Below are 24,375 nucleotides of genomic sequence, written 5' to 3'. Positions count from 1 at the left end.
TATGTTAAACTATCGGTTCCGTTGTTTCGGGCGAGGGCTTGGTAGTACGGGTCAGAGAATAAAGCTCCATTTCAGGTCGGTGTGTGCCCGTCAGTTCATCAGCCAAAAGTTGTGCGGCCATCATACTCGTGACTGCTCCATTTCCCCCGTAACCCTCTAAAAAGTAGCAGTTGGGAAAACGCGGATGTGGACCAATATACGGCAAGCCGTCATGAGAGGAGCCGAATACAGCAGCCCATGCAAAGTCGATCTGAAATGGTATACCCGGAAAAAATTCCTGTAATGTTTGTAGCAGCTTTTGCTGTTGGTGCAGGAGCCTGATTTCACGTTGATTGGCGTCCAGTACAGGTTCGTCTAAACCACCAATAATAATGCGTCCTTCCGGTGTGGAGCGCATGTATAGATAAGGACGAGCAGTTTCCCAGATGAGACACTGTTCATGCCACAAGGGATTATCTCCGATTGGATTGGTGGCGATAGCATATGAGCTTTCCAGAACGGCTCCACGGTCTGTTTTAATCTCTTGTGTTTCATAGCCCGTTGCAAAAATGATTTTTTTCGCTCGGATAATTCCACCGCTGGTATGACAAACAACTTCATTTTCGTTAAATTCAAAATGCTTGGCTTCCGTATGCTCATATAAGCGTACACCGAGACGGCTGGCAGATCGCAGCAGTCCTTGGGCGAACAAAAATGGATTAACCTCGGCATCTTCGTGCGTGTATAAGGCCGCTGGTTTTCGGAAAGGAAATCGGGCAGCAATCTGTTGATCATCCCAGTATTCGAGGGGAAATCCAAACCGGGTTAGCTGTTTGTACTCTTTTTGAAGTGTCTGCACATCCTCCGATGTACTTGCATAGTACAGGCTACTTCGGCGTATAAAAGACGGATCAATTTCCAGCGTGGTAGACAGTTTTTCCAACTGATCCAGAGCATCTTTGCACATACGGTAAAAAAGTACACCGTTCGTTTCACCAAACGTATTGATCAAGGAAGTTAAGGTCTTATCATTGCTATATTGCAGCAGTCCGGTATTGGCCGAAGAACTTCCATGTACTAGCTTGCGTTTGTCAATAACCACGGTGTCTACCTGTCGTTCTCCCAACAGTCGGGAGCAGATGGATCCACCCATCCCGCCACCGATGACCAAGACATCACAATTTAAATCCTCTGCCAAAGGCGGGAAATCCAACGTTTTCTCCAAGGTACTCGGCCAATATGTATTCCCGCTTATCAATTCCATATAAATAGCACTCCTCATAAGGTAATATGTAGTATTTCTTATGTGTACATAGTATTTCGCCAAACGGACAAGATAACCAGCGTGCAACAAAACATTCAAGGAGGCACAGAGATTATGCAATCTACGAACATGCAACCCTTGTCAGGCAAAGAGCTGGAGTACATCGTGGACTCCATTTCCAATGAAGAACTACTACTCAAACAAAGTGCGGCGACAGCGGCTTCTATTCAGCACCCAGCCGTCCAACAAGCCTGTTTGCAACTGGCAAGAACTCATGAGCACCACTTGAATCTGCTTTCTAATGCTCTTCAACAGCATCAGCAGCTTGCCCCAATGCAACCGCAGCAGTAATTTGGATTTACAATAAAGGAGGTTTGACAGAATGTATTCACAAAATAATATGTCATTTATGCCCGAAGAAGATTTGCTCTATACCATTCTTGCTGATATGAAACGTACAGTGCGCGAGTACACAACGGCGACGACAGAATCCAACTGTCCGTCTGTGCGTCAGATGTTCACCGACCTTACGAATGATACATTGCGTCTGCAAGGTGATTTGTATCATCTGATGAGCCAAAACAATATGTATGCCACTCCGACTAAAGCACTGCGCATCGATTTGGACAAACAGATTCAAGAAGCTCGCAAGACCCAACAAGAATGCCAACAGTTCATTCAGCAAAAGTCGGCATCCGCGGGAGTATATGGCCAATCTATGCATCAGCAAGGCCAGTCTACTCATCAAAACAACCCTTATTATATGTAAACGGGATTTTCCGTTTTTGAAGCAGATTCCCATAACAGCCGTCCATCTGCCGGGTTTACCGGAGTGGACGGTTTTTCTTTGCAGGTTTAAAGTGCGTATTGTATGATGTATAGTAATCTCTTTCGATGGAGGCCTTATGTAGAATGACAGAGCTGAATGAATTGAAATTAAAAGTGCTGGAATTGTTAAAAGAAGATGCAAGAAGAACACCGACTCTAATGGCTACTATGCTGGGGGTTGACGAGCAGGATGTTCGCACCTCAATTAAAGAGCTCGAAGACCAACATGTGATCGTCAAATACGCCGCTGTAGTCAATTGGGACAAAGTCGACGACGAAAAGGTTACCGCTTTGATCGAAGTACAGATTACACCCGAGCGTGGAAGAGGCTTTGAAGGGATTGCAGAACGGATTTATTTGTATCCGCAAGTTAAATCGGTCTATCTTATGTCCGGAGCATACGATTTGCTGGTAGAGGTTGAAGGCCGCAATCTCCGTGAGGTCGCTAACTTTGTGTCGGAAAAACTGTCGCCTATTGATTCGGTCTTATCTACCAAGACTAATTTTACGCTTAAAAAATACAAGCAGGACGGAATTATCTTTGAGGACCATCAGGAAGATAATCGTCTGATGATTTCGCCGTAAAGGAAGATCATGATGAATCTCAAAACAGAAGCATTTACCGACAGTAACAAAGCCATGAGTTCCTATTTGTCCCCGTTGGTGCGCGAGATCCCATCTTCGGGTATTCGTAAGTTTTTTGACTTGGTGGGTGGCAACAAGGATATTATTACCCTTGGTGTAGGCGAACCGGATTTTACAACCCCTTGGCATATGCGGGAAGCCTGTGTCTATTCATTGGAGCGAGGTTTTACCAGCTACACGTCTAATGCGGGAACGCCAGAATTGCGTGAAGCGATTAGTGATTATCTGAATGAGCAATTTGAAGTCCGTTATGATCCCAAAAATGAGATTATCGTAACCGTTGGGGGAAGCGAGGCGATTGATCTTGCTTTGCGTGCGTTAATTGTACCTGGCGACGAAATTCTCGTGCCCGAGCCGTGCTACATTTCATATTCTCCAATCACTTCGATTGGAGGCGGGATTCCAGTAGGTATTGAAACATTTGCTAAGGATGAATTCAAGCTGACAGCTGAGGCGTTGGAGGCAAAAATTACACCTAAATCCAAGGTGTTGATTTTATGCTATCCGAGCAATCCAACTGGGGCTACGATGACTTATGAGGATTGGCTTCCGATTGCCGAAGTCGTGGAAAAACATGATTTGATCGTCATTTCTGATGAAATTTATGCTGAATTGAATTATGGAGAGAAGCATGTCAGTTTTGCCGCTATGCCTGGTATGATGGATCGTACGATTCTGGTCAGTGGTTTTTCCAAAGCCTTCGCCATGACAGGCTGGCGTATTGGATATACATGCGGGCATCCAGATCTGATTGCCGCTATGCTCAAAATCCATCAGTACACCGTAATGTGTGCGCCTTCTATGGGTCAAGTTGCGGCACTGGAAGGCTTGCGGAATGGTTTGGGTGAGAAAGATCGTATGGTAGAAGCCTATAATCAGCGTCGCCGTCTGATGGTTGAAGGGTTCCGGGAAATCGGCCTGGAGTGCCATGAGCCAAGAGGGGCTTTTTACGTTTTCCCTAGTATTCAAAGCACGGGACTCAGCTCAGATGAATTTGCACAGCGTCTTTTGGCAGAGGCTAAAGTTGCGGCTGTACCGGGTAATGTGTTCGGTTTGGGAGGCGAAGGCTATCTTCGTTGCTCATACGCGACTTCTGTTGCTCAGCTGACGGAGGCACTGGATCGGATTGGTCATTTTGTAGAAAAAGTAAGAAAAGAAGGTTAAAATTATTTTTTTATGGGTAATTCATAAAAAATAGTCTTTTATTTCTAAATTTCTATGCTATAATTTGAAATCGGAAGCAGGAAGTTCAATTTTTCAATTGTAGGAGGAATGCTCATGTCATATGTTGGATATAATTCATCTAGTTCAATAGGATACGACATTTCCCTGGAAGATGAAATTTTGTTCCTGCGCAATGAGATGATGCAGACATTTCAGGAAGAGCAGTCCTTCACCTCTGATCTTGTTATCCAGATCAGTTGTAAGCTCGATTTGAAAATCAATGAATATATGAAGCTGTATGGTACGGAATGCAAGGTTTAACCGTATGGAGTCAGCCAAATGTAAGAAGAAGGCCGTCGGGCCTTCTTTTTTTGCGTTCACAACTTATGATATATTAATGGCATGGAAGAGGGGGCGTACATATGAGAGCAGGGCTAAAAAGGCTATCGCCATGGATCATCGGAATGCTTGCACTTGTATTATTGGCTGGATGTGGGGGACGGGACAAGAACAGCTTCTCCATTTTTATTATGGATAAAGGGGATGCTTCAGTCATCCGTGAAGAGCTGGCACAAAAGCTTAAGGATAAGCTAGGCGAACAGGCTCCGACCATTGAGATTTCGGTCAGTCCGCTGTATAACCAGCAGAAGCTGGTTGTAGAATATGCGGCCGGGGAGCATGATCTGTTTCTTTTGCCGGAAGAGGACATGAAGCTGTATGGACAGAATGGCTCGAATCTGCCGTTAGATGATGCTTTTGACAAGAAGACGTACGCTCGGGGCGTGTTCGAGGGCGGCGTATTTAAGAAGAAGGGGCAGGAGGAAGAAGGATCAGATGTAAGCAAGGAAACTCATTTGTTCGGAATTCCGGTGGAGCAGATGAAGATGTTTAAGGAGCTAAAATATAACTCCAAAACATTATTTGCTACCGTGCCGCCTCGTACAAGCAATAAGGAAGAAGCCATCAAGGTGCTGAAAGCACTTACGGAATGATAAAGGGGATGGAATGAAATGGGCATATATACTAGAACAGGTGATGAAGGACAAACTTCTGTGATCGGCGGTCGAGTGTCCAAAGATGATGATCGTGTGGAGGCATACGGTACAATTGACGAGCTGAACAGCTTTGTAGGACAAGCGATCAGCTTTGCCGAAGGGGAAGAGTTTACGGATATTCGGACTCAATTGGAAGAAATACAGCAGGAGCTGTTTGATTGTGGTTCGGATTTGGCGTTTGTTAAAATTAGTGAAAGCAAATATAAGGTGAAAGACGAGCTGGCAGAGCGTCTGGAAGGCTGGATTGATGCATGTCAGGAGGAAAATCCGAAGGTGGAGCGTTTTATTATACCGGGTGGTAGCACATTATCCTCAACGCTTCATGTTTGCCGTACAGTTTGCCGACGCGCTGAACGCCGTGCTGTTACACTAGGTAAACATACGGATATTAATCCGGCGGTACGTCGGTATTTGAACCGCCTTTCTGATTATTTCTTTGCCGTTGCTCGTACAGCGAATGTCCGTCAGGGTGTGCCCGATGTCGAATATGTGCGCAGCAAAAAAGTGTTCCGCAAATAAGGAGGCAACCGGGAATTTGTGATGAGCTTGTATTATGAACCTATCGTATATACGATCCCTCCTGAGGAGGAGGGCATGCTGTTGAAGACTATTTTACAAAAACGTATGAACATTTCTCGAAAGTTAATATCCAAACTCAAGCTGACCGAGCAAGGTATTATGCTGAACGGGACACGTGTGTACATCAGCGTAAAGGTGAAGTCCGGGGATCGAGTAGAAATTCGTATGGAGCGCGAGCGTTCTGATGATATTTTACCTGAACCCATTCCTTTTGAGATATTGTTTGAGGATGAACATCTGTTAGTGGTGAACAAGGCGGCGGGCATGATTGTCCATCCGACTCACGGTCATTACACAGGAACACTGGCTAATGGGGTTGTGCATTATTGGCAGGCCAAGGGAGAGTTGTTCCGGTTTCGTCCTGTTCATCGTCTTGATCAGGAGACGACGGGTGTGCTGGTAGTAGCCAAAAATCCGTATGTACACCAGCATATTTCTGAGCAGATGATTGCGGGAACGGTGGATAAGCGCTATACAGCTTTGGTGCATGGACGGCCTGAGCTGCAGGAAGGAAAGGTAGACGGACCGATTGACCGCAACCCGGATGATCCGCATTTACGTATGGTGACCCCGGATGGTTATCCTGCCCTTACGCTGTATAAGCTGGAGGAAGTGTGGAACGGGGGAAGTCGCATTGGGCTAAAGTTGGAATCCGGGCGTACGCACCAAATTCGAGTGCATATGACTTATATCGGTTGTCCGTTGATCGGAGATAAAATGTACCGGATTACACCCGATGATGCTGCGCAACGTGAGCGATATGATCAGCTCGATGCCAGGATGCCTCGACAAGCCTTGCATGCCTCAGAGCTGTCCTTGGAGCATCCTGTAACCGGGGAGCGGCTGAAGTTCTATGCTCCGCTGCCTGAAGATATCGCTGAAATGCAGGAGCTATTAAGAGCGCAATATCATCCAGAATAAAATATAAATAAGCGATTGAAACCAAGTGGAGGTTATTCTAACGATGAGCCAACTGAAAGTATATCAGTATTCTAAATGCAGTACCTGCCGTAATGCAGTGAAATGGCTGCAAAACAAGGGACATGAGACGGAACTTATTCCTATTTTTGAACAACCGCCCGGACCGGAGGAATTGGAAGACTTGATTGGAAAAAGCGGGCTGGAGCTAAAAAAGTTTTTTAATACAAGCGGTGAGGTGTACAAAGAGTTAAAGCTGAAAGATAAGCTTGGAGACATGAGCCGTGAAGAGCAAATTTCGCTTTTATCCTCGAATGGAAGATTAATCAAACGCCCGATTGTAACCGACGGGAACAAAGTAACGATAGGATTCAAAGAGGAAACATTTGAGGGCACATGGGGAGCTGAATAACGCCCAATTAACCCCCACGATATGTTATACTGTGGGGGTTAAATATTATGATGAATGGGAGCAATACAATCTGTGACACAACGCAATGAACAATCCGTAATGCTGGTTGACGGCATGGCCCTGCTATTTCGCGCTTATTATGCAACCGCCGCAAACGGTTATATCCGTCGTACAAAAGCTGGAGTGCCAACGAACGCCATATATGGTTTTATTCGATATTTTTGGGATGCAGTTCAAACGTTTAATCCTACACACGTCATTTGCTGCTGGGATATGGGCGGAACGACATTTCGTGGGGAACATTTTGCTGCGTATAAGGGAAACCGTGCCGACGCACCAGATGATTTGATTCCCCAATTTACATTGATTCGGGAAGTGACGGACAGCCTCGGCATTCCCAACATTGGAGCGGAAGGTTTTGAAGCCGATGATTGTATCGGTACGCTTGCACGCCATTATTCGCAAAATGAGGACATGGATGTAATGATTCTCTCGGGAGATCATGATTTACTTCAATTAGTGGATGATCGGACACGGGTCATTATTATGAAAAAAGGGCACGGCAATTATATGGTATACACCCCGGAGACCCTGCTGACTGAAAAAGGGCTTAAACCACGCCAAGTGGTGGACCTTAAAGGCCTGATGGGGGATGCAAGCGATAATTATCCAGGAGTACGAGGTATTGGTGAGAAAACGGCACTCAAGCTGGTGCAGGAATACGACTCTATTGAAGGCATCCTGGAGAATTTGGATCAATTAACACCCTCGGTCCGTAAAAAAATTGAGAGTGATTTGGATATGCTGCATCTTTCACGCAAGCTTGCTGAAATTCACTGCGGTGTACCTGTAGCATGTGCTTTGGATAGCTGTCTGCTGACGCTGGATCACGTGCAAATTGTAGACAAGTTTGAGCAGCTTGAAATGAAAAGCTTGTGTACATTGATGGGTGTCGCAACCGGATCATAATGAAGCTGTTAGGCTTGATACGGACAATTTAAGTGAAGTAAGTTTATAGGGATGCTGACGCTGGGTGCGTTAGTGTCCTTATTTTTATACCGTTATGTCAAGGGAGTTGTATAGTCATGTGAAGGATTATATACAATTGCGATAAGGGGATTGACCTCGGGCACATTTCAGGTGAATATAGTGGAGAGAGAACCGGATTATTGAAAGGGGACAACAGCAACTATGACAGTATTGGGAGCAATTGAGGCAGGCGGTACCAAATTTGTATGTGGAATTGGTAACGAACATGGGGAGGTACTGGAACGAGCAAGCTTTCCAACGACCACCCCAGCAGAAACAATGGAGAATGTCATCGCATTTTTTGAAGGCAAGGGCATTGAAGCATTGGGTGTAGGCTCGTTCGGGCCGATTGATCCAATCGAAGGCAGTGATACATATGGCTATATTACAACAACGCCAAAGCCACATTGGGGAAATTACAATTTAATTGGCAAACTGAAACAGCATTTTGACGTGCCTATGGGGTTTGACACGGATGTGAATGGAGCAGCACTTGGTGAGTCTATTTGGGGTGCCGCCAAGGGATTGGACAACTGTCTGTATATTACGATAGGTACAGGCATCGGGGCGGGTGCTTTGGTTGGTGGAAAGCTGATACATGGATTATCCCACCCGGAAATGGGACATATTCTGGTACGTCGTCACCCAGAAGATACTTACGAGGGGACATGTCCTTATCACGGAGATTGTTTGGAGGGACTAGCAGCAGGTCCTGCACTCGAAAAAAGATGGAAGGTTAAAGGACATGAGCTTTCTGTCGACCATCCAGCCTGGGAAATGGAAGCGTACTATTTGGCACAGGCTTTAATGAGCTATGTATTAATCCTGTCACCGCAAAAAATTATTATGGGCGGGGGAGTGATGAAGCAGGACCAACTGTTCCCGCTCATTCGTATCAAGCTTCAAGAACTTTTGAACGGATACGTACAGCATTCGAGTCTGACAACAGATATTGAGCAATATATCGTATCTCCGGGATTGGGTGACAATGCTGGATTGTGCGGTGCTCTGGCATTGGCAAAGGAAAAGCTGAATCATTAGAATTTATGGTTGACGGCACTCTAAGGTACGGTTATTATATAGGCAACAGCATAGTACGGCTCAAAAAGGGAAGCACCTTTCTTGCGAATACGCAGGATAGGTGCTTTTTTTGCGTTTTTGTGTTGTGCGGGACTGTCTTTCAACGATATGAGGGAGGAAGAAATCATGGAGATTGTATTTTTAAATCGCTTGTCCAAACGGAATGAACAGGGCTATGAGGACTTTGCTCAGGTATGGATTGGGCAACATGAAGGGGGATGGAGTGCAGGCTGGAGCACACAACATGTCCCGGATGAAAGTATAGACGACCTTTGGTATGAGGGCAGCTTGTGGCAGGAATTACTGCATGTATACCGTCATGAGCTGGCGCTCAAAATGGCTGAGGGCTACAGGCCCTTAATCCATGGCGTATTTCATGAGCAAGAAGGATCATCAGGACGAGGACAAACGCTGCAAAAGCTGTATTGCTACAGTGATTTGTTTCCACGTGATGAAGTGTATGAGCAGTTGACGATGTGGAGACGGCAAAAAGCAGCAACGGAACGAAAAGCGCCTTATTTTATCGCTACGAATCGGCTGCTTCGACTCATTAGCGTCTATCTTCCCCATACCGAAGAAGAACTGTTGGAGCTGCCTGGTATGGGTCAGGGTAAAGTGTCGCAATATGGGACGGAGCTATTGGCTATTACGACACAAAATGACCGGACCACGCCATTTCCGTTGAACTGGGTAACAGAGACGCTGGAAGAAGAAGTTTTTTTGTCATGGCTATACAAGCAAAAAGAGAACCAGTACAGGCAGGAGCTGAACAAATTCAGCCTAACTAGAACGATTATCGAAGGCATTTCGGACGGTCTTTCACTGGAGCATATCGGAATGAAGACAGGTTTGCATCGTAGAGAGATGATTGAAGCTGTGGAGCATTTGGACAGGGATGGCATTGATATGGAGAAGCTGATCCGCAAGGAATTGGTGAATGTATCTGAGGAGGAGCAGGCAGCCATCTGGTCTGCTTATGAAGAGTTGGGGGATACGCTGCTCAAGCCCGTCATGCTGAAAGTGTATGGGGAAGAAAAGGCAACCGAAACAGGACTGGATCAAATTTACGAGCGTCTGCGTCTGATCCGTATACGGTTTCGTCATCAGCAGGTACCCGACCGACATGTTGGATAATATAGAACTGATTGAATAAAGCTAAAGTTATTAAAGTACATTCAGGGTCCAACAGACTAAAAAGCAGCAGCCAGTTCCTCATAGGACACGGCTGCTGCTTTTTATGATCAAGCTTGAAAATCGAAATAGGTATCCAACTCCGTACTTTTTCCCCTTTTCTTTTTAAACCCAGTCTTTCTTGCGGAAAATACAGAACATACTGACACCTAATGCCACCATAATACCAATGACGACAAAATAGCCATAACGTGTATGAAGCTCAGGCATATTATCGAAGTTCATCCCATATATTCCGGTAATGACTGTCAATGGCATAAATACGGTCGTAATTGCCGTAAACACACGCATAATTTCATTGGCACGGTTGGCGATACTGGATTGATAAGCTTCTCGAAGGTTACCCATCAAGTCGCGGTAAGTTTCAAAAGTCTCCGAAATTTTCACAGCATTTTCATAAATGTCGCTGAAATATTTTTGCAATTGATCGTCGATGAGCCGCAAATCCCGTTTGTTCAGGGTATTGATGACTTCTTTTTGTGGACCCAGCACTTTTTTCAGCCACAGAATCTCACTTCGTAAGCCGATGATTTCGTTCAAATGCGACTTTTTCGTATGCATTAGAATATCTTCTTCCAGCTTCTCAATGCGGACCTCAATCCGGTCACCAACCAGAAAATAGTTGTCAACAATCAAGTCGACCAACAGATACATAAAACGGTCAGGCTGGCTGACTTCTTGCTCCCACAGCATAGGCTTGAGGGTACGAAGCTCATTTATTTTCTGCTTGGTCACCGTAATGATAAAATGGCGGCCGAGAAAAATGTTCAAAGCTCGCAAAAATATTTCTTCATCATCAAAACGAATGCTATTTACAACGATAAAATAATGGCTTTCATAAATTTCAATCTTCGGACGCTGTTCTTCTTCACTCAAACAGTCTTCTACTGCAAGATCATGCATGGAAAATAAAGGCTGGAGCACTGTCAAATCATCGACATCGGCATCAATCCAATAAAAACCTTCTGCCGGTGCAGTAAGCGCCATTTCAATTTCTTCGACAGGGGTAAAAACCCCGTTGTTGACCAAACGGATTTTCATATATGTCACTCCTTATGCTCCGTCGTAACGGAAATACGTTTACCTTAAGCATAAGGAATGGACTCAGTTAGCCAGTTAGCCGGTGCGGGTAAGCGTGCACTCCCATCAAAAGCCGGAGGCTTTTGGAGCATGCAGAGCCTGGCGTCCCGTCTTTCGGCAAGCTGAAGTCATTCCTATGCTGTTGTTCAGGGATCGCCGCCTATTCGGACTCGGGTCGCCTTCCATTCCGGATTCACCTCTCAAATGTTCTTTTTTAGATTGCCACAGTATCGCAGGAAACACTCAAATCTGCACTACTACTCCATATTTTTGCCTAATAGCACTTGTATAGTATAACGCTCGGCCTACGGCCTTTCAAGCGCAAAATCATGGGCTAAATCAACAGTAGTGGCAAGAGCTTCAGCGAAAGGAGGGATATGATTTAACCTATGGAAAAGGTAGACAAAATGTGATTGCAGGGCACAAATTTAAAAGTCCCATCTTGACGAAGCCCAGCCGATGCATTAAAGTGAACAACAAGAACTTTGTGAACCCAAAATGAATATAGCGAAATCTTATCAAGAGCAGGTGGAGGGACTAGCCCGATGATACCCGGCAACCGGCGATTTTAATCGCACGGTGCTAATTCTTGCAGGACGCGCGCTTTGTACAAAGAGCGTTGCCCTGACAGATGAGAGAGGCGCATATGGATACAAATATGACCTTTCTCTAACCAGAGAAAGGTCTTTTTATTATATGCCCGGCATCTCAGCAGGACGATTTTCGCAAAACTTACCGAACAAGGAGTGAGTTTACATGCCGATTAAAATTCCAGATACACTACCTGCCAAGGAAGTGCTGGAGGGCGAAAATATTTTCGTAATGGATGAAAGCTTGGCTTATCATCAGGATATTCGTCCGTTGCGCATCGCCATTTTGAATTTGATGCCTACGAAGGAAACAACGGAAACCCAACTATTGCGCCTGGTCGGCAATACGCCGCTGCAAGTGGACGTCACGCTGGTGCACATGAAGTCTCATGTATCCAAAAATACATCGCAAGAATATTTGAATATGTTCTATAAAACGTTTGACGAGATCAAGAACAGTCGTTTTGACGGCATGGTCATTACAGGAGCTCCGGTTGAACAGCTTGAGTTTGAGGATGTGAACTACTGGGAGGAGATCCGGCAAATCTTTGAGTGGACGAAAACGAATGTAACTTCGACCATGCACATTTGTTGGGCCTCACAGGCAGGTTTATACCATCATTTCAATGTCCCGAAATACGGGCTCGACTACAAATGCTTTGGCGTATTTCCACACACCGTGATTAAACCTAAAGTAAAATTGCTACGCGGCTTTGATGAACTGTTTTATGCCCCTCACTCCAGACATACGGAGGTTCGGCGGGAAGATATTGATCATATCGCCGAATTAGAAGTTTTATCCGAATCCGAGGAAGCTGGAGTGTACCTCGTAGCCACGCTTGACGGTAAACAAATTTTTGTAACTGGGCATTCTGAATATGACCCGCTTTCATTGAAATGGGAATACGACCGCGATGTGGCCAAAGGAATGGATATTGAAGTTCCCAAAAATTATTTTCCTAATGATGATCCTGAGCGCACACCGCCCTCAATCTGGCGGGCGCATGCCAATTTATTATTCTCGAATTGGCTGAACTATTATGTATACCAAGAGACACCTTACGATATCGGGCCCCAGATTTAAAAAAGGGGCTTGTAGTTTACCCTTGTACAGTACCACCTTGCAGTAGCGCAGCAGTATAGTCTTTGACATCCATTTTTGCAGGATTGGTTATAGAACCCACTATGGAAGTTAACAGGAGGATTCATATGAGTGAGAAACAGTGGAAAATCGAAAGTAGATTGGCACAAATCGGTTCAGTAGAGGAGCCAGTAACCGGGGCTGTTAATTACCCGATTTACCAATCTACGGCGTTCCGCCATCCCCGTCTGGGTCAAAGCACAGGATTTGATTATATTCGGACGATCAATCCCACGCGAAAGGTACTGGAAGAGGCTTCTGCTGCACTTGAATCTGGTGATGCAGGCTTTGCATGTAGCTCAGGTATGGCGGCGCTGCAAACGGTATTTGCATTGTTTGGACAGGGAGACCATCTCATAGTATCGCTGGATCTGTATGGCGGGACATATCGTTTGCTGGAGCGTATTTTATCTAAATTTGGTGTGACAGCCAGTTATGTGGATACGAACGATCTTGAAGCACTCGAACAGTCATGTCGACCGAATACCAAAGCCGTATTCATAGAAACGCCTACAAATCCGTTAATGATGATTACTGATATTCGAGCGGTTGCCGAATGGGCATCACAACATCAGTTGCTTACCATTGTAGATAATACGCTGCTAACACCATATTTCCAGCGGCCATTGGAACTGGGCGCGGATATTGTGGTACATAGCGCAACCAAATATTTGGGCGGACACAACGATGTGCTGGCAGGGTTAATCGTAACCAAAGGCAAAGAGCTATCAGCTGAAATTTCCTTCCTGCACAATTCCATAGGAGCGGTGCTTTCCCCGAGTGACTGCTACCAGTTGATGAAGGGGATGAAGACGTTAGCGCTGCGTATGGACCGACATGAGCATAATGCAACAGTGCTGTCTAACTATTTACTGACGCATCCGGCGGTGGCGGAAGTATTTTATCCAGCTCTCGAAGGCCACCCAGGTCGTGAGATTCAAAATAAACAATCCAGCGGAAATACAGGTATCTTCTCCTTTAAAGTAAAGGATGCTCGTTATGTGGAACCTTTGCTTCGTCACATTAAGCTCATTGCGTTTGCGGAAAGTCTCGGCGGTGTGGAATCGTTAATGACCTATCCCGCTGTGCAGACACATGCGGATATACCAGCAGAAATTCGGGATGCTGTCGGGGTAGATGATAGGCTGTTGCGTTTCTCCGTAGGCATTGAGCATACAGACGACCTCATTGAAGATTTGCGTTCGGCGTTGGAAGCGGCACGTCAAGAAGTAGAAGGAGGGGAGCTGCAATGATAGAGGATGCGAGGAGGATCGGGCAGGATCTGAACAAAGATCGGAAGTTCGCTACCAAGCTGCTGCATTTTGGTTCTGAAATTGACAGCGTTACGGGGGCCTCGAGCGTCCCGATCTATCAAGCTTCTACCTTTCACCATCATGATATTTTTAATCCTCCACAGCATGACTATAGCCGTTCAGGTAATCCGACACGACAAGCTTTGGAGGATTATATCGCTTTATTAGAAGGCGGGGCGTGCGGCTTTGCCTTTGCGTCAGGTATGGCGGCCATCTCCACTACCTTTATGCTCTTATCCGCTGGAGATCATGTCATTGTTTCCGAGGACGTATACGGGGGAACATATCGACTGTTGACCTCCATTTTGAAACGGATGAATATCGAAACTACCTTCGTCGACATGACGGACCTCAACCTTGTGAAAGAGGCGTTGCAGGAGAATACAAGGGCTGTATATATGGAAACCCCGTCCAATCCGACACTCAAAATTACCGATGTAGCAGGAATAACCTCTTGGGCACAGGATCACGGACTTTTAACTTTATTGGATAATACTTTTATGACACCTTATTATCAACGTCCGATTGAGCAGGGAGTCGATATTGTATTGCACAGTGCGACCAAGTTTCTGGGCGGACACAGCGATGTGCTGGCAGGACTTGCGGTAGCGCGTACCGAATCGCTCGGGAGACAAATCAAGCAGCTCCAAAATGGACTGGGTACCGTGCTGGCTCCGCAGGAGTCATGGTTGCTCATGCGCGGTATGAAGACACTGGAGGCTCGTATGGCTCACAGCGAAAAGAGTGCAACCAAGCTCTCTAACTGGCTGAACGAGCGTAACGACATTGAGGCAGTATACTACCCGGGTCTGGAAAATCATCCAGGACGTGAAGTTCATGAGCGTCAATCCAGCGGTTATGGTGCAGTGATATCGTTTGATGTGGGTTCTGGTGAGCGTGCAAAAGAAGTCCTCAGTCGTGTACGTATTCCAATTGTAGCGGTGAGTCTGGGAGCTGTGGAAAGCATCTTGTCGTATCCGGCGATGATGTCACATGCGGCTATGCCCCATAGTGTACGATTGGAGCGCGGGATTACGGACGGACTACTTCGCTTCTCCGTAGGTTTGGAGGACATTGACGACCTGATCAGTGATCTGGATGAGGCGCTGCGCTAGAGCGTTAGCACATCTGCAGCATCTTTGTCGTTTTCACGCCGGGAGCAAATATGTACAGCACTAAACAGCAAGTTTCCAGTATTTCAGGAGGCTTGCTGTTTTCTATAAGAAAGACATGAAAGACAGTGTGAAAAAAGGCACTTTTCAGTCCTGTTTTGTTATTTCTTAGCTATACGCAATGTTAAGATAAGCTTGGCAGTTTCCTGTTTTCCTAGGTGAAAAGCAGAAAGAAGCGGGAATAAGTATGGTTCCTTACCTAAAGATATGTTAGTATTATCATTAGGTTTTACTATGCTAAATAGCACAGACAACATACAAGGCCAGTCATGAACATACATTACGGCAGGGTTCGAACGCAGGTTTGTGAAAGCATTCTCGTTCATAAGTCCTGTCGTTCATTTCGTCGCCCTGTGACAGCGAAGGAGGATACACCATGAGTGTAATCGACCATATTTTAGATAAAGCCCTACGCGGCGAACGCCTGAATTTAGAGGATACCGTTGCTTTGTTCGAATCAGACGAGGTAGAAAAAATAGGTCACGCGGCGAATAAAGTCATGAATCGCATGCACCCCGATCCCATTAAAACCTTCGTCATCGGACGAAATATTAACTATACGAACGTATGTGACGTATACTGTCGCTTCTGCGCTTTTTACCGTAGACCGGGTTCCGATGAAGGTTATGTTTTGCCGGATGAGGTGATCTTTCAGAAGATCAAGGAAACGCAGGAGGTAGGTGGCACCGAAATTCTAATGCAAGGCGGTGTAAATCCCAATCTGCCGTTCAGTTATTATACGGATTTGCTGAAAGCTATTAAGGAGCGTTTTCCCGATATTACGATGCACTCCTTCTCGCCAGCTGAAATTCACAAAATGAAGGAAAAATCCGGTCTATCTATGGAAGATACGATTCGAGCCATTCATGAAGCTGGATTGGATTCGCTTCCGGGCGGAGGCGGAGAAATTTTGGATGACCGCACACGCCGCAAAATTAGCCGTCTCAAAGGCTCTTGGCGTGATTGGATGGATGTCATGCAAACGGCTCACAAGGTTGGGATGAACACGACTGCTACGATGGTTATCGGCTTTGGCGAGTTGATGGAGGAGCGTGCGCTGCATTTGTTGCGTGTTCGTGATGCTCAGGACGAATGCATTGAAAACAAATATAATTCTGAAGGATTTTTGGCCTTTATTCCTTGGACCTTCCAGCCAGACAATACCAATCTGAAGAAGGAACGCCAGACGCCAGAGGAGTATCTGAAGACCGTTGCGATCAGTCGTCTTGTATTGGATAACATCAAGCATATTCAGTCTTCGTGGGTAACTATGGGACCTGAAATCGGTAAAAAATCGTTATACTACGGTTGCGATGATTTCGGCAGCACCATGATTGAAGAAAATGTAGTTTCCGCTGCAGGCGCAACGTATAAGGTTAACATCGAATCCATTTTACAGTTGATCCGCGAGACGGGTCACATTCCAGCGCAGCGCAATACCCGTTATGATATTATTCGTACTTTTGACAGTGCCAGCAGTATTGAACATGATTTTATCATGCAAAATTAATATCCGTTAATATATTGTTAATTACAAAACGCTTATCCATCACTAATCTATGTATAAGGATTAGTGTAGATAAGCGTTTTTTGATGTGTTACTTTACTATGCTTTCCACCGTTTCATATACATGATCTCAGCCTGCGGGTCTGCCATTTGGATGACTGCCTTAAAGCGCTGCAAATCCAACAGATGAACACTGTAAACGATGACCATTTCTTCTTTATTATCCTCAGATTCGCTTTTAATCTTACCCTCTATCTGTGCAGAGCCTCCAACAGGTGTGCTGTGTATACGCAGCCTGCGATATATGGCATCCTCGACGGTTTGCTGTTTCTTGCTGACAACACAAACCATACGCGTCAGACCGGTAAACATCAGCCGTGTCGTTTCATAGGCGGCGAGGCAGGATAAGGCTGAATAGAGAGCTGGCTTCCAGCCTAGCACAAAGCCGGCGGTAATCAGCAGCAGACCATTACACAGCATAACAATCTGTATTAATGGAATCTTGCGGTGTGTTAGCAACAATGTGGATGGACGGCCATCGTCAGATTCGTTAAGTCCTAGTGAATCGAGCAGACCACCATGACGAGCTGCCAGCCCTGCGCCAAGACCGATACAGATGCCGCCGCCCAAAGCGCATACGACCGGATGGCCACTCACTGCCGGAAAAGGCGAAAGAATAATGGCTGAGCCCGAAAAGGCGAACAAGCCAGGTAGTGCCCGAAGCAGCATGGGTTTGTGAGTAGACAGAGAATACAGCAACATGAGTGGCAAGTTCAAAACGAATAGCAGTAACCCAAAATGCTCCTGTGTATAAAGCGACATGAGTCTGGAGATCCCCGTGACACCTCCAGCGATCATATCATGCGGATGTAAAAACAATTCCAGACCGACGGATGCTGTAATTCCACCAATCACCGTATAAAAGACAGGGAACCTTCTCGCATCTCCTGAAGCGGGCTTTACAAGCCGCCTCATAGAGTTTCGGCATGTTTTACAGCGTGCCGCATAGCCTTCCCTCCTATGGATTGTCGTATCCAGCTTTTGCAGTTATGACGAGTTACTTTCTTCCTTTCGTAGGCGGGGGTCCTTGAACTTAAATATTTTGTTTAACATATTAAAGATAGGTTTTGACTGCTTTGTCAGAAGTGGTCCAAGAATCGCCAGTATGAGTACATAGATAGCTGCAAAGGGCTGAACAATATCAAGCAAACCGCCTTCTTTGCCCAAGTTGGCCATGATGATCGAAAATTCACCCCGTGCCACAATGGTCAGACCGATATTTGCTGACGCTTTGGGAGATAAGGAGGCCGTACGCCCAGCCAGCATTCCTGCCCAAATGTTACCAAACAACGTGAGGACGACTGCTACCAGCGCAAGCCATATCGCGTTTCCTCCCAGGGACAGTGGATCGATGGATAGTCCAAAGCTGAAGAAAAACAGGGCACCAAAGAAATCGCGGAAAGGAACAATTAAATGCTCGATTCGTTTGGCATGTTCCGTTTCGGCCAGTACCAGACCGACCAACAGGGCGCCGATAGCTTCCGCCACATGAATCGTTTCCGAAAAACCAGCCACCAGAAACAGAGAGCCAAAAACAACAAGTCCGAATACCTCATTGGAGCGAATACGGAGAATCCGATTTAACAGAGGGACGGCCTTACGGCCGATAATAATGACTGCAAGCATAAAGCCAAGCGCGATTAGCGCTGATAGCAGCACACCCCCGAGCGAGGATGAATCACTAAGAACCAATCCGGAGAGGATGGAGATGTATACGGCGAGGAAAACATCCTCGAACATAATAATGCCCAAAATCATTTCTGTTTCTGCATTGGCAGTCCGCTTGAGATCTACCAGCACCTTCGCAGCAATAGCACTGGATGATATTGTTGTAATTCCGGCGATAACCAGTGTCTCTGCTACAGGAAAGCCGCTCAGGAAGCCAAGGGCCAGCCCCAGTGTAAAATTGATGCCAATATAAATGGTGCCGCCCACGGCAATGGAACGGCCTGATTTAATTAACCGACCTACTGAGAACTCGAGACCCAAGTAGAAGAGAAGAAACAGCACTCCGATTCTTCCCATAAAATCAATAAATGGGGCGCTTTCGATAAAGCGAAAATCAAAATGCCATAGCTCCATCGCATGCGGGCCAACTGCCATTCCGATCAGGATATAAAAAGGGATGACCGAGAAGCGCAGTTTGGAGGAAATAAGTCCGGCTGCAGCGATGAGAGCAATTGCCAATCCAACCTCAAATACCAGATGATCCATCCAATCACCCGCTTCCGTTCATAAGGATTTGTTTAAAGCGTTTTTGCTGATCGCGTTCCCCGACAACGACTACAGTGGCATCATCGTTAATAATCACTTCAGGACCAGGATTTACATATTTCATTCCCTTTTTCTCCACAATGGCAATAACAGTGGCTCCCGAATTTTGCCTTACATCCAGCTCACCGATGGATTTGCCGACACTTGCATAGTGGGATTCCACTCTATACCATTCGATAATAAAATCATCAAACGTCATTTCAACACTTTCAAGCTGTTTGGGCTTATATGTCATACCCCCGATGATGGAGGCTACCAATCGCGCTTCCTGATCATTCAGTGTTGTCATAGAAATACTTTGTTCCAGATCCTCGTAATCAAAGTGATACAACTCGCGCCTGCCATCATCATGAATAATAATGACAATTCGGTCGCCACTCTCTGCATCTATTCGATACTTAATTCCGATTCCTGGCAAAATAGACTCTCGAATATCCATTTGTAAAGCCTCCTGTACGATACGTTATTTAAATGAATGGTATGGGAAATAAATCACATACTTTGGGAGTGACATGGAAACTTTCTTTTTGTATTAAATTTTATGAATTAACGTAAAAAACCTGATACATACACTTACGTATTACAGTCATTGGAAAATATTAACAAATATACATGCGAATGTGGTGATGTGCATGCAAAGGGAGGTTAAGCCACATAACTAGAGGTGAATTTGATGGGGAACAAGTACAATTGCTTCTTTAGTTTGCAAATGACAGGAATAAAAGGCAGACGTAGTTTAGGGATGCTCAATAGCAGCACAAGCGCTATCAAAATGACAAAGGGAAGTGATTTGGCCGCAGCGATCACCAGATGAAGTAAAGGGGAGGATTTGCGTATAGCTGGTTTGGAATGGTGCTCCAGACCGTGAGAATCTGCTTCTATCGAGGAAACATCAGCATGAGGCACGACAGAAGATCCCGCAGTAAACTGGAGGGATTGAGTGGTGTCTTCCGCATGAAACGTCACAGGAAGGGACAAAATCTGAACGAGGCTCAATATGATGATCATGAATGTACGCAGCATGTTCAGCATCGTTAACATCTTATCTCCTCCCTCTTGTGAAAAATTCATATTACTATAACCTTAACATACCCCACCCTAAATATTCAAACGTCTTTCGGTTTTTTTCCTATATCACAGTAATGTTTATAACACGCCAACCGGCTTTTTGAAACCAGATCATCCTCTTTTGAATATGTCTTTCTGTTTCCAGTCGTTCACTTCGTATAACCCTTCAGAGGCCGCCATATACTGAAAGCAGTGATCGAAAGGAGTGAGCCAATGGAACTGTTTACAGTGTGGACCAATACAGACGGAGATCAGGAAACCGACCGGTTTTACGAAGTGGTCAAAAGTAGAACAAAGGGACTACATATGTCACGGCGCGGATTTCGATTCACTTTCAGACAGTTGGACAACAAAGTGGCATGGACCTGCAAGGGCACAGAAAGCAATTCGGCGTTTGAAAGCTTTCTCCCCTGTGTATACAGCATCATGTCTTCGGCAATAGCGGATTATATTATCGAAGTCAAGGAGTGGGGGATGCTCAATCTCATTCTCACCAAAGCCTGTTCGCTGCTGGAGAAAGAGGATACGGAGCAAATTCGCAGTATGATTCGTTCACTGTTAAACGATGATGGCCCGAGAGGCCGTTTGAAGCGTCATGGTAAGCTGACCACTCTCCTGGAGAAGGATTTCAAGGAGCTTCGTGTGATCAATTTGGAAGGACTGATTCAATTTAGGCTCCATGCTTATAAAAAAGAGCTTGAAGAAATCGTCGACTATGCCATGGAAGAATTCTGGGCAGATCGGCAATACGAAGAATTTATGGGGCTGCTTAAATATTTTGTTTTTTTTCAGGAAAGCAAAGTTCCGCTCGTACACGTACTTCACCAAGGCGGACATAATTTTACGATTCTGGATAGTGCCATGGTGCCCATACCGACTCCTGATGCAGATGACATCATTGTCGAGATGCCAGGCATTGAATTGGAAATGGAGGTCGAGGATCGAATCGTGAGCACCCTTATTTCGATTTCTCCTGCTTCCATTATATTGCACACAGACGATGAACACACCCCCATAGTGCGGACACTCCTGCATATTTTTGAAGATAAAGTGAAACTGAGCAGACTTTATCCAGGTCAGGATGTTCAAAAATAATAATCTGTTCGTATAAACTAATGGATTTCTGGAAAGCCTTTGCCTCAAGGGGAGGTTTTTTATGAGATCCATGTTGGTATGGAAACGGATTTTGGGAACCGTGTTAATTGCAACCTGTCTGGTATTGCCCGGCAATGAAGTTTACGGTCACAAAGAACCGGTCCAGCATAAAAAATGGCAGTCCACACCTGTTTTAGCTCCACGCGAAGAGCAGGTTATTACGACCATGACGGTCACGGCAACAGGATATACAGCAGGCTATGAATCGACTGGCAAACGGCCAAGTCATCCCGGTTACGGTATTACGTATTCCGGTGTAAAAGTGCGTCGTGACAAGAACACACTGTCTACGATTGCGGCTGATCCCAAAACGTTTCCTTTGGGAAGCATATTGTACATTCCAGGTTACGGATACGGGATTGTAGCAGATACAGGTTCTGCGATTAAGGGCAATAAAATTGACTTGTATTTTAAAACAACCCGGCAGGTGTATTCTGAATGGGGCAAGAAAGATGTGGATGTTCAAATTATAAAAAAAGGGAACGGAAAATGTACAGAAAAGATGGTCAAATCGCTCCAAAAGGCGATAGAAACGCATAAAACTATTCCGACCGCGACACTGGATGCTTCCATATAATCCTTGAATATTGTTTTTTCCAACATCACATACTATGTTGCGGGATGAGCTTATCCCGCAAAACATACTGGGAGGTTGAGAATTATGCCAAATCAAGGCGGAAGTTCTTTCACGAACAAAGGCTTCAAGGCAAGCGCAGGAAATCAGTTCAAAGCGGAATTTGCACAAGACAATACGGTAGGTGTCGTTTCACAAAAGGTAAAGCAGTCTGAACAAAATAAAATTCAAGACAACTTTCAGACACCAAATGAGAAGTATGATGAAGAATTTGCAACAGAACAAGGCGGTACAGGCGCTGTAGCTCAAAAAGTTCAAAACTCCAGTCGCAACAAAGTTCAAAACAATGCTCAAACACCGAACGAAAAGTTCGACGAAAACTTTAACACGAAATAAAAAAGCATATACAATTGATAATGCTCCGGATTATATCCGGGGCATTTCGTTTTAAGTGAAGGTGAATAGGTACAATAGGTCTAAGGTTTTATCTCCTTTTTAATTGTTTTTAAGGTGGAATTAAGGTTTAAAGTGCAAAATAAAGTCAGTTAAACAACACCACCTTGAAGCATAGGGTTTGGGAGGAGATATACAATGGACGAATTTAAAAATAATAACTCCGGACGCCGGAACGACAACGATCAGGTTGATACCGATAACGCAACTCGGCAAAACGATTCGAACGGTTCCTCATATTATTATTCTTACGGCCCTTTTTCTTCAGTTCAATCGGACGGACAACGTAAGGAAGGGCAGTCGGTGGAAAAGGATGTTGAGATTACGCCACCACAGGCAGTGAGACCTCTTCCTCCCTCATACCATCGCGCTATGCCTGAGCAACAGGATGGTTCGGGTCGGAATGGTGGCAACTGGCAATTCAAACCGAATAAGCCCAAGTCGCAGGTGAAAACAATATTCTTATCTTTTTTGGCCGGGATGCTGGTCATTACGGTATTGATGTATACAGCTGACCGAACAAATATGTTCACACCCGAGACGGCGTTGACTTCGGCGGCAGCTGAAAGCGGAGAAACGACTAATTCAGGAACAACCAGCTCGACTCCAAGCGCAGTTCCGGCTGTGATGCCTTCAGGTACCGCTGATGTTCAATCTGTTGTGGCTAAGGCTGGGCCGGCAGTCGTCAAAATCGAAACGCTTGCCAAACAAACCAGTGGCAGCAGTGGCAGACAAAGCAGCCCTTATTACAATGACCCGCTGTATCAATACTTTTTCGGTAATCAGTATGGTGACAGTGGCAGCAGCGGTAACAGTAATGAAAATGAAGGTAGCAACAGCGGGCAGCTGACTCCGCTTGGTATTGGTTCCGGTTTTATTTTTGATAAATCGGGTTACGTCCTAACCAACAACCATGTTGTTGAAGGCGCGAGTGTGGTTCAAGTTACAGTAGAGGGAACTAATAAGCCTTACGAAGCCAAAGTCTTGGGCAAAAATGCTGATCTTGATTTGGCGGTACTTAAAATTGAAGGCAAAAACAACTTTCCGACAGTAACTTTGGGTGACTCCGATAACGCTAAAGTCGGCGAATGGATGGTCGCAATCGGCAACCCTGAAGGCTTTGAACATTCGGTAACAGCCGGGGTGCTAAGTGCGAAAGAACGTACGATCACCATTAATAGTGAATCGACTGGAAAACCGACGCAATACAAGCATCTCATTCAGACGGATGCGTCCATTAACCCTGGTAACTCTGGCGGACCGCTATTAAATCTGCAAGGGCAGGTTATCGGTATGAACGTAGCTGTTAGTGCAGACGCACAGGGAATCGGGTTTGCGATTCCGTCCAATACGATTTTGGAAGTCGTCGATAAGCTGAAAAATAACCAGCCTATCCCGAAAGAACCTGTACCTTTCATTGGTGCAAGTCTGTTAAATTTGAGTCCTGAAGTAGCCAAAGAACTGGGTACATCCCTGACCGAAGGCTCGGTTGTACGGGATATTATATACAAATCACCAGCTTATCAGGCCGATCTGCGTCCTTACGATGTGATTATCGGAGCGAATGGTACGCCTTATAGCACATCACAAGAGTTGATCCAGTTCATTCAAAAACAAAAAGTGGGTACAGCGCTGACACTTAACATCGAACGAGCTGGGCAGAAAAAAGATGTTCAGCTGAAAATAGGCAACAAAAATGACTTTAGCTCGACGCTTCAGCAATAAGCTGATAACTCTACAAAAATGAACATGTGCACGCAAGAAACGGAAGGAAGATCCCTTCCGTTTCTTGCTGTATGGAGCAGCCAGATGCTACACGCGTCTACTCCTGCTACAATAGAAGG

At 45.4% G+C, this 24,375-nt stretch carries 26 protein-coding genes and 1 riboswitch; of the genes, 20 read left to right on the top strand and 6 right to left on the bottom strand.

Annotation, left to right across the window (positions count from 1 at the left end):
• Positions 1–4: 4 nt before the first annotated feature.
• A complete protein-coding gene (locus MHB46_RS06915; RefSeq protein ID WP_341161926.1) occupies positions 5–1,243 on the bottom strand; it encodes an NAD(P)/FAD-dependent oxidoreductase in 1,239 nt (412 codons plus the stop codon).
• Positions 1,244–1,357: 114 nt separating this feature from the next.
• Here MHB46_RS06915 and MHB46_RS06910 point away from each other — a divergent pair, with 114 nt between their 5' ends.
• From MHB46_RS06910 to MHB46_RS06855, 12 genes are all read left to right on the top strand, one after another.
• Positions 1,358–1,594, top strand: a complete 237-nt coding sequence (locus tag MHB46_RS06910; protein WP_029516489.1) for a hypothetical protein — start codon at positions 1,358–1,360, stop codon at positions 1,592–1,594.
• 31 nt (positions 1,595–1,625) lie between these two features.
• A complete protein-coding gene (locus MHB46_RS06905; protein ID WP_029516490.1) occupies positions 1,626–2,012 on the top strand; it encodes a spore coat protein in 387 nt (128 codons plus the stop codon).
• Between the two features lie 143 nt (positions 2,013–2,155).
• On the top strand, positions 2,156–2,656 hold the full coding sequence (locus MHB46_RS06900; RefSeq protein ID WP_165176151.1) for an Lrp/AsnC family transcriptional regulator: 501 nt from the start codon (positions 2,156–2,158) through the stop codon (positions 2,654–2,656).
• A 12-nt stretch (positions 2,657–2,668) separates the two neighbouring features.
• Entirely contained in the window at positions 2,669–3,880 is a 1,212-nt protein-coding gene (locus MHB46_RS06895) for an aminotransferase class I/II-fold pyridoxal phosphate-dependent enzyme (protein WP_061829137.1), read from the top strand.
• A gap of 114 nt (positions 3,881–3,994) precedes the next feature.
• Positions 3,995–4,201: an aspartyl-phosphate phosphatase Spo0E family protein gene (locus tag MHB46_RS06890; RefSeq protein ID WP_341161925.1), complete on the top strand. Its 207-nt coding sequence runs from the start codon at positions 3,995–3,997 to the stop codon at positions 4,199–4,201.
• Positions 4,202–4,302: 101 nt separating this feature from the next.
• Positions 4,303–4,872 (top strand): hypothetical protein, encoded by a 570-nt coding sequence (locus MHB46_RS06885; RefSeq protein ID WP_322173819.1) that lies wholly within the window; start codon positions 4,303–4,305, stop codon positions 4,870–4,872.
• Between the two features lie 18 nt (positions 4,873–4,890).
• A complete protein-coding gene (locus MHB46_RS06880; RefSeq protein WP_061829140.1) occupies positions 4,891–5,454 on the top strand; it encodes a cob(I)yrinic acid a,c-diamide adenosyltransferase in 564 nt (187 codons plus the stop codon).
• Between the two features lie 21 nt (positions 5,455–5,475).
• A complete protein-coding gene (locus tag MHB46_RS06875) occupies positions 5,476–6,435 on the top strand; it encodes an RluA family pseudouridine synthase (protein ID WP_341163692.1) in 960 nt (319 codons plus the stop codon).
• A gap of 43 nt (positions 6,436–6,478) precedes the next feature.
• The gene (locus MHB46_RS06870; RefSeq protein WP_134903970.1) at positions 6,479–6,844 is read left to right on the top strand and encodes an arsenate reductase family protein; all 366 of its coding nucleotides are present in this window, start codon (positions 6,479–6,481) and stop codon (positions 6,842–6,844) included.
• A gap of 72 nt (positions 6,845–6,916) precedes the next feature.
• Positions 6,917–7,813, top strand: coding sequence for a 5'-3' exonuclease (locus MHB46_RS06865; protein WP_080710677.1), 897 nt, complete (start codon positions 6,917–6,919; stop codon positions 7,811–7,813).
• A 222-nt stretch (positions 7,814–8,035) separates the two neighbouring features.
• A complete protein-coding gene (locus MHB46_RS06860) occupies positions 8,036–8,914 on the top strand; it encodes an ROK family protein (protein WP_341161924.1) in 879 nt (292 codons plus the stop codon).
• A gap of 165 nt (positions 8,915–9,079) precedes the next feature.
• Positions 9,080–10,087, top strand: a complete 1,008-nt coding sequence (locus MHB46_RS06855; RefSeq protein WP_076294951.1) for an HRDC domain-containing protein — start codon at positions 9,080–9,082, stop codon at positions 10,085–10,087.
• A 162-nt stretch (positions 10,088–10,249) separates the two neighbouring features.
• Here MHB46_RS06855 and corA read toward each other — a convergent pair whose 3' ends face one another.
• Positions 10,250–11,185, bottom strand: coding sequence for a magnesium/cobalt transporter CorA (gene corA, locus MHB46_RS06850; RefSeq protein WP_053325030.1), 936 nt, complete (start codon positions 11,183–11,185; stop codon positions 10,250–10,252).
• Between the two features lie 551 nt (positions 11,186–11,736).
• A riboswitch (SAM riboswitch) is annotated at positions 11,737–11,862 on the top strand.
• Positions 11,863–11,980: 118 nt separating this feature from the next.
• Between corA and metA the strand changes: the two genes are divergently transcribed.
• The 4 genes from metA (at position 11,981) to mqnC (ending at position 16,950) form a co-directional block, all read left to right on the top strand.
• Positions 11,981–12,898 carry a homoserine O-acetyltransferase MetA gene (gene metA, locus MHB46_RS06845; RefSeq protein ID WP_061829145.1) on the top strand — a complete coding sequence of 306 codons (918 nt, stop codon included), beginning with the start codon at positions 11,981–11,983 and terminating at the stop codon, positions 12,896–12,898.
• A 125-nt stretch (positions 12,899–13,023) separates the two neighbouring features.
• On the top strand, positions 13,024–14,208 hold the full coding sequence (locus tag MHB46_RS06840; RefSeq protein WP_043882120.1) for a PLP-dependent transferase: 1,185 nt from the start codon (positions 13,024–13,026) through the stop codon (positions 14,206–14,208).
• The gene (locus tag MHB46_RS06835) at positions 14,205–15,383 is read left to right on the top strand and encodes an aminotransferase class I/II-fold pyridoxal phosphate-dependent enzyme (RefSeq protein WP_341161923.1); all 1,179 of its coding nucleotides are present in this window, start codon (positions 14,205–14,207) and stop codon (positions 15,381–15,383) included. Before MHB46_RS06840 ends, MHB46_RS06835 begins: the two co-directional genes overlap by 4 nt.
• 433 nt (positions 15,384–15,816) lie before the next feature.
• Entirely contained in the window at positions 15,817–16,950 is a 1,134-nt protein-coding gene (gene mqnC / locus MHB46_RS06830; RefSeq protein WP_061829148.1) for a cyclic dehypoxanthinyl futalosine synthase, read from the top strand.
• 96 nt (positions 16,951–17,046) lie between these two features.
• Here the strand turns inward: mqnC and MHB46_RS06825 are convergent, their stop codons facing one another.
• The 4 genes from MHB46_RS06825 to MHB46_RS06810 all read right to left on the bottom strand — a co-directional run bounded on the left by MHB46_RS06825 (position 17,047) and on the right by MHB46_RS06810 (position 20,322).
• Positions 17,047–17,922 carry a YitT family protein gene (locus MHB46_RS06825; RefSeq protein ID WP_341161922.1) on the bottom strand — a complete coding sequence of 292 codons (876 nt, stop codon included), beginning with the start codon at positions 17,920–17,922 and terminating at the stop codon, positions 17,047–17,049.
• 72 nt (positions 17,923–17,994) lie between these two features.
• Entirely contained in the window at positions 17,995–19,221 is a 1,227-nt protein-coding gene (locus tag MHB46_RS06820) for a cation:proton antiporter (RefSeq protein ID WP_341161921.1), read from the bottom strand.
• A gap of 4 nt (positions 19,222–19,225) precedes the next feature.
• Entirely contained in the window at positions 19,226–19,720 is a 495-nt protein-coding gene (locus tag MHB46_RS06815; RefSeq protein WP_013309426.1) for a cation:proton antiporter regulatory subunit, read from the bottom strand.
• Between the two features lie 206 nt (positions 19,721–19,926).
• Positions 19,927–20,322: a hypothetical protein gene (locus tag MHB46_RS06810; protein ID WP_341161920.1), complete on the bottom strand. Its 396-nt coding sequence runs from the start codon at positions 20,320–20,322 to the stop codon at positions 19,927–19,929.
• A gap of 240 nt (positions 20,323–20,562) precedes the next feature.
• On the opposite strand from MHB46_RS06810, the gene MHB46_RS06805 reads away from it, so the two are divergent.
• The 4 genes from MHB46_RS06805 (at position 20,563) to MHB46_RS06790 (ending at position 24,256) form a co-directional block, all read left to right on the top strand.
• On the top strand, positions 20,563–21,444 hold the full coding sequence (locus MHB46_RS06805) for a putative sporulation protein YtxC (protein WP_103048236.1): 882 nt from the start codon (positions 20,563–20,565) through the stop codon (positions 21,442–21,444).
• 61 nt (positions 21,445–21,505) lie between these two features.
• Entirely contained in the window at positions 21,506–22,081 is a 576-nt protein-coding gene (locus MHB46_RS06800) for a 3D domain-containing protein (protein WP_013309429.1), read from the top strand.
• An 84-nt stretch (positions 22,082–22,165) separates the two neighbouring features.
• A complete protein-coding gene (locus tag MHB46_RS06795; RefSeq protein WP_023987799.1) occupies positions 22,166–22,474 on the top strand; it encodes a hypothetical protein in 309 nt (102 codons plus the stop codon).
• A 195-nt stretch (positions 22,475–22,669) separates the two neighbouring features.
• Complete coding sequence (locus MHB46_RS06790) at positions 22,670–24,256, top strand: S1C family serine protease (protein ID WP_103048234.1); 1,587 nt, start codon at positions 22,670–22,672, stop codon at positions 24,254–24,256.
• The last annotated feature ends 119 nt before the right edge of the window (positions 24,257–24,375 follow it).

The sequence above is a fragment of the Paenibacillus sp. FSL H7-0703 genome (assembly GCF_038003485.1).
Lineage (GTDB): Bacteria > Bacillota > Bacilli > Paenibacillales > Paenibacillaceae > Paenibacillus > Paenibacillus polymyxa_B.
The sequence above is the reverse complement of the archived record's forward strand: the minus strand, read 5'-3'. Positions and strand labels throughout refer to the sequence as shown.